This is a genomic window from Mesorhizobium sp. M0019 (assembly GCF_040323975.1).
In the GTDB taxonomy this organism is placed as follows: domain Bacteria; phylum Pseudomonadota; class Alphaproteobacteria; order Rhizobiales; family Rhizobiaceae; genus Mesorhizobium.
Window position 1 is genome coordinate 1 of sequence record NZ_JAMYVK010000106.1, and the last position, 6,218, is coordinate 6,218.

6 protein-coding genes are annotated in these 6,218 nt (G+C 65.4%); 3 read left to right on the forward strand and 3 right to left on the reverse strand.

Annotation, left to right across the window (positions count from 1 at the left end):
- Positions 1-166: 166 nt before the first annotated feature.
- From waaC to rfaD, 3 genes are read right to left on the reverse strand one after another with little or no spacing between them, the layout of a single operon-like run.
- Positions 167-1,150, reverse strand: a complete 984-nt coding sequence (gene waaC / locus NKK47_RS34605) for a lipopolysaccharide heptosyltransferase I (RefSeq protein ID WP_352567963.1) — start codon at positions 1,148-1,150, stop codon at positions 167-169.
- The gene (waaF, locus tag NKK47_RS34610) at positions 1,147-2,154 is read right to left on the reverse strand and encodes a lipopolysaccharide heptosyltransferase II (protein ID WP_352579877.1); all 1,008 of its coding nucleotides are present in this window, start codon (positions 2,152-2,154) and stop codon (positions 1,147-1,149) included. Before waaF ends, waaC begins: the two co-directional genes overlap by 4 nt.
- Positions 2,127-3,077, reverse strand: a complete 951-nt coding sequence (rfaD, locus tag NKK47_RS34615; protein WP_352579878.1) for an ADP-glyceromanno-heptose 6-epimerase — start codon at positions 3,075-3,077, stop codon at positions 2,127-2,129. The genes waaF and rfaD overlap by 28 nt, the downstream gene beginning before the upstream one ends.
- Positions 3,078-3,253: 176 nt before the next feature.
- On the opposite strand from rfaD, the gene NKK47_RS34620 reads away from it, so the two are divergent.
- From NKK47_RS34620 to NKK47_RS34630, 3 genes are all read left to right on the forward strand, one after another.
- Positions 3,254-3,886: a LysE family translocator gene (locus tag NKK47_RS34620; RefSeq protein ID WP_352579879.1), complete on the forward strand. Its 633-nt coding sequence runs from the start codon at positions 3,254-3,256 to the stop codon at positions 3,884-3,886.
- Positions 3,887-4,025: 139 nt separating this feature from the next.
- Complete coding sequence (rfaE1, locus tag NKK47_RS34625; protein ID WP_352579880.1) at positions 4,026-5,504, forward strand: D-glycero-beta-D-manno-heptose-7-phosphate kinase; 1,479 nt, start codon at positions 4,026-4,028, stop codon at positions 5,502-5,504.
- A gap of 7 nt (positions 5,505-5,511) precedes the next feature.
- The gene (locus NKK47_RS34630; protein ID WP_023678348.1) at positions 5,512-6,087 is read left to right on the forward strand and encodes a D-sedoheptulose-7-phosphate isomerase; all 576 of its coding nucleotides are present in this window, start codon (positions 5,512-5,514) and stop codon (positions 6,085-6,087) included.
- The last annotated feature ends 131 nt before the right edge of the window (positions 6,088-6,218 follow it).

Genomic DNA, 6,218 nt, shown 5'->3' on the forward strand with positions numbered 1-6,218 from the left:
CCAGCCCGTCCGCCAGACTCAACTGACCCAGAACACGATCCGCCATCCCGAATCTCCCTGCTTCGACCATCATCACAGAATCACCAATCGGCTTCTGTGCAAAGGTCTCACAAGGGGAGAAGGGAAGGGGCAACGCTGACCTTTCCGATTGAATTGATTGAGCAAATCAGCGGCCACCGGCCTGACCAAGCGTCTGGCGCTCCACAAGCCTTTCGGCTTCCGCCATCACCTCCGGCGGCGTGACGCTGTGGCCGGGCCTGGCTAGCAGCGTCGATGAGAATGGCCCGCGCGGACCGGTCAGGCCAGGCTCGGTAGCGAGGAATATCGCCACCGTCGGCAGGCCGAAAGCGCTGGCGAGATGGGTCAGGCCGGTGTCGGCGCCGATGACCAGCGCCGAGCCGCCGATGACGGCGGCGATCTCGGCTAGCGGCGACCTGGGAACCACCACGGTTTGCGAAATGGCGCGGGCGATCGCCTCGGCAACCGCCTGTTCCCGGTCGTTCGACCAGGTGGTGACCGGCGTCATTCCCATGTTCACCAGCAGGCGGGCGGTTTCGATCCAGTCCGCGACCGGCCATTTCTTGTCCTCGCGGCTGGTGCCGTGCAGCAGGAAGGCGGTCTTTTCACCGGCAAAAGTCGATCTTCCGGCTGGCGGCGCGATACCCGATTCAAGCCTGGAAAAATCCGGCTCGTAGCCGAGCGCCAGCCCGAACAGGCGTTTCGTGCGCTCGATGGCATGCAGGCCGCGCGGCACGGCATAGCGATGGCCATGAAACAGGCTTGCCGAAGGCTCGCGGGCGCTCGACCGATCGAACCCGGCGACCGGGGCTGCCGCCAGCCGCGCCACCAGCGCCGATTTCAGCAAGCCTTGTGCATCGAGGACGAGGTCGTAGCGGCAATCGCGCAAGGCGCGGCGCAAGCCGACCACTTCCCGCCATGTGCCGGGCTCGAGCAGCTTCCTGCGCCAGCGCCGGATCGCCACGCTGTGGATGGTTTGGATGGCTGGATGCAGCGCCACGATGCCGGCAAATGCCTCTTCGACACACCAGTCGAAGGAGATATCCGGCCGAGCGCGGCGCGCGTCCTCGATCGCCGGGAAGGTGTGGATGACGTCGCCCATGGACGATGTCTTGACGATCAGCACTTTCATGCGGCGGCCGGCATTTCCAGCAGCCGCTCCGCCGCCGCCACGACGCGTTCGACCTCCAGCGTGTTCAGGCAGTTGAGATGACCGAGCGGGCAGATTTTTTTGTGGCAGGGCGAACAGGACAGGCCGAGCCAGAGCAGTTCGCGGCGCTCGGCGAGCGGCGGCGTGTTCTGCGGCGAGGTCGAGCCGTAAACGGCGACTACCGGCGTGCCGACGGCGGCGGCGACATGCATCAGCCCGCTGTCGTTGGAGACGGCGAGCCTCGCCGCCGCGATCAGGTCGATGGCATCCTCGAGCCGCGTCTGGCCGGCAAGATCGACGGCGCCCGGAGCCAGCGCGGCGATTTCCGCCGTCACCCCAGCATCGTTCTTCGATCCGAACAGTGCCACGCCAAACCCTTTCGCCATCATCTCGCGGGCGAGCCCGGCATAGCGTTCGCTCGGCCAGCGCTTGGCCGGACCGAATTCGGCGCCTGGCATGAGTGCCACGAATTTCCCCGCCGTCAGCCCGAAACGGCCGAACAATGCTGCCTGGTTGGCTTGATCGACGGCAAGCTTCGGCGCCCGGAAGGCGCCACCACGGGCAAGGCTGAAATAGGCCTGCGCGGTGCGCCGTTTCAGGCGATCGGGCAACGGCACGATGTCGGTCAGCAGCCCGTAACGCATTTCCTTGAGATGGCCGACACGGCGCGGAATGCCGGCAAAGAACGGGATCAGCGCCGACTTCCAGCTTCCCGGCAGGACAAAGGCCATGTCGTAGCGGCCGCGCAGCAGGCGGCCGAAGCGCCTTCGGATGCGGAATTCGAACGCGCCGGATTGCAGCGGCAGGTCGATCTGCTGGCGGATTTCGGGCATGCGCTTGACCAGCGGTGCTGCCCAGGCCGGCGCCAGCACGTCGATGGCGGCATCCGGATGAAGCTCCCTCAGCGCCTGGAACAGGCACTGCGCCATCACCATGTCGCCCACCCAGCGTGGGCCGATCACGAGGATCGTTGGGCTTTCAGCCATTCGACATAGTCTCTGACGCCGGTTTCCACTGTGCGGAACTGGCCATTGTAACCGGCTGCGCGCAAGCGGGACATATCAGCTTGCGTAAAGCTCTGGTAGCTGCCCTTGAGGTGGTCGGGAAACTCGATGAACTCGATCTGGCCTTGGCCCAGCGTATCGATCACCGTTTCGGCAATGGCGCGGAAGGGCTGGGCCTTGCCGGTGCCGCAGTTGAAGATGCCGCTCGAGCCGCGTTTCCACAGCCACAGATTGACGTCGGCGACATCGCCGACATGGATGAAATCGCGGCTCTGTTCGCCGGGCCCGAAACCACCATAGGCGCCGAACAGCTTCGGGCTCTGCCCTTGCTCGACCTGGTTGAACAGATGGAAGGCGACCGAGGCCATGGCGCCCTTATGCGCCTCGCGCGGTCCGTAGACGTTGAAATAACGCAGACCCGCCACCGGCGAGTGGTCGGTATCGAAGACAGAGCGGCGGACATAGTCGTCGAACAGCTTTTTCGAATAGGCATAGACGTTGAGCGGGCGTTCGTATTGCGGCTCCTCGCGGAACTCGGCGCCGCCGCCATAGACGGAAGCGGAGGAGGCATAGAGAAACGGCACGCGCAGGGCCAGGCAGGCGTGCAGCAGGCGCTTCGAATAGGTGTAGTTGACCTCCATCATGAACTTGCCGTTCCATTCGGTGGTGGTGGAGCAGGCACCCTGGTGGAAAACCGCCTCGATGCGGCCGAGGTCGCCGGCCTCCATCCGCGCCAGAAAATCGTCCTTGTCGAGATAATCGGCGATCTCGAGATCGGCGAGGTTGGCGATCTTGTGGCCGTCGGTGAGGTCATCGACGACGAGGATGTCGCTGAAACCCTCGGCGTTGAGCGCGGCGACGATGTTGGAACCGATCATGCCGGCGCCGCCCGTGACGATGATCATGAAAGCCTCTGGTACCTTGTGCCGATTGTAGCCCTTGTGGGATTCTGGCCTTATAGGGGAGGCGGGCCGGGCTGTCGATAAAGCTGGTGGCGGGGCGGCCGGATGAGCGCCATAGTGGCGCCGCAAAGGTCACGTTTCAGTCGGCGTGCCGGCCGATCGGCGACAGGAGCAAGGTAATGCCGTCAACCGAACTGCTTGTCGCCTTTTTCGCCACCACGGCGATCTTTGCCTATATCCCCGGCCCCGCCATGCTCTATGCCGCCGCGCAAACCATGGCGCGCGGCCGCTGGTCCGGCCTGATGGCGGCGCTCGGCATCCATCTTGGCGGCTACGTTCATGTCTTCGCCGCCGCTGTCGGCCTGTCGGTGCTTTTCCATGCCGTGCCGGTGCTTTACATGGCGGTCAAGCTGGTCGGTGCGCTGTATCTGATCTGGCTCGGTGTTTCGCTGTTTCGCGCCAAGGCGCAAGGCGACGTTGTCTTGCCGGGAATTCAGCCGAAATCCGCCCGCCGCGCCTTTTTCGAGAGCATTGCCGTCGAGGTGCTCAACCCAAAAACGGCGATTTTCTTCATGGCGTTCCTGCCGCAATTCATCGATGCCTCGGCAGCGTTACCGGTCTGGCTGCAGTTCGTCGTGCTTGGAACGATCGTCAATTTGATGTTCTCGTCGGCCGACATTGTTTGCGTGATACTGGCCGGCGCGGTGATCGCCAGGCTGCGGCGCTCGAGCCGGGCGCAGCGCCTGATGCGGCGCGCCGGCGGTGCGGTGCTTGTCGGACTGGGCGTGCATGTCGCGTTGCAGAAAACCTGACGCACTGTCTCGCCGCCGCGATCGGTCGAAGGCCCGGCGTTGCGTCGGCTGAAATTGCGGTATATCGGCATCGCCATGAACGGCCGGCCCTGCCAATCGAATTTCCCATCACTGAAAATCGGCTCTCCCACGCGTTGACATGATCAAGCTGCCCTCTCCCGAACCTCTTCACCGCGCCATTTCGCGCTTCGCCGGCGCCACCGTGCTGGTGGTCGGCGATTTCATCCTCGACCGTTTCGTCAACGGCGTGATCGAGCGCATTTCGCCGGAAGCGCCGATCCCCGTGCTGCACGGGCGCGGCGAAACGCTGGCGATGGGCGGCGCCGGCAATGTCGTCGCCAACATCGTTTCGCTCGGCGCTGCCGTGATACCGGTCTCGGTGATCGGCGCTGACGAGGCCGGCAAGAACCTCATGCGCATGCTCGGCGACTTTGGCGTCGACACCGGCGGGCTGGCGCAGGATGCCGATCGCATGACGTCGTCCAAAAGCCGCTTCAGCGCGCTCAACCAGCAGGTGCTGCGTTTCGACGAAGAGGAAATCAAGCCGCTGGGCGATGCCGAGCGCGCGGCATTGGTCGGGCATTTTCGCGAAGCGCTGGCGCGGGCCGACATCGTCATCCTGTCCGACTATGGCAAGGGCGTGCTGCTCGACGGTGTCGCCGGCGAACTGATCTCGATCTGCCGGCAAGCGGGCAAGCCGGTGCTGATCGATCCGAAGGGCCGCGACTATGCGCGTTATGCCGGCGCGACGGCAATCACGCCCAACCGCAAGGAACTCGGCGAGGCGGTCGGCCGCGCAGTGTTTGCCGACGACGAGATCGAGGCGGCGGCACGCCAGCTGATTTCGACGCACGGTTTCGATTTCGTCGTCGCGACGCGCAGCGAAAAGGGCATGAGCGTCATCGGTGCGGACGACGCCCGCCATATCGCCACGCAGGCGCGCGAAGTGTTCGACGTTTCGGGCGCCGGCGACACGGTGATCGCGACGTTTGCACTGGGACTTGCAGCAGGCGCCGACCGCGTCATGGCAGGATCAATCGCCAACGCCGCCGGCGGTGTTGTCGTCGGCAAGCGCGGCACGGCGCGGCTGACGATCGAGGAACTCACGGGTGCGCTGTTTCGCTCGCATGGTCCGGTCGCCCACTTGGATGCGATCCTCGATGCCGCCGCCGCCGCGCGGCTGGTGGCGGGCTGGAAAGACGAGGGCTTGAGCGTCGGCTTCACCAATGGCTGTTTCGATATCCTGCATGCCGGCCATGTCAGCCTGTTGCATGCGGCCCGCAGCCAGTGCGACCGGCTGGTGCTCGGCCTCAACAGCGATGCCTCGGTGCGCCGGCTGAAAGGGCCGGGGCGCCCGGTCAACGACCAGCATGACCGGGCCTGCGTGCTGGCAGCACTTGCCTCGGTCGACGCCGTCGTCATCTTCGAGGAGGATACGCCGCTTTCGCTGATCGAGGCGCTGAGCCCCGACATACTGGTCAAGGGCGCCGACTATACGGTCGATCAGGTGGTTGGCGCCGATGTCGTGCAGAAGGCCGGCGGGCGCGTCGTGCTGGTCGACCTCGTCGCCGGCAAGAGCACGACCGGCACCATCGGCAGATTGCGCGCCGGGAACTGAGGGTTTCATGTCCGAACTGAACGATTACCTGGCCCGCTCGGCGGCCGCGATTTCGGCGATGGTCGAGCGTGACCTGACCAGCGAGATGGAGCGGGCGGTCAGCGCCGTCGTCGCCGCGCTTTCGCAGGGCAAGGCGCTGCTGATAGCAGGCAATGGCGGTTCGGCCAGCGACGCCATCCATATCGCCGGCGAGCTGGTCGGCCGCTTCCTCAGGGAGCGCAAGGCCTACAACGTCATCGCGCTGCCGGCCAACGCGGCGGTGCTGACCGCCTGGGGCAATGATTACGGCTTCGACACGGTGTTTGCGCGCCAGGTCGAGGCGCATGGTTCGGCGGGCGCCGTGCTGCTCGCCATCTCGACCAGCGGCAATTCGCCAAGCATCCTCGCCGCCGCCCAGCAAGCGCGCATGATGGGCATGACGGTGATCAGCCTGACCGGCGATACCGGCGGCAAGCTGAAGCCGCTCTCCGACATCCTGCTCAACGTACCCTCGACCTCGACGCCGATCATCCAGCAGGGGCATTTGTGCCTCTACCACCATTTGTGCGAAATGGTCGAAACGCGCCTCTGCGACGCGGGGTGATCCTCGAACTCTCAGGACCTGGGTTCCTCGCCCACCGCGAAGCGGGGGAGAGGTGGGCCCGCAGCCGGCCGGCGGGGGGGGTGGGTGGGGCGGGGTCGCCGGTCCCGCTGCGCGCGGGGCGCGCCCCCCCC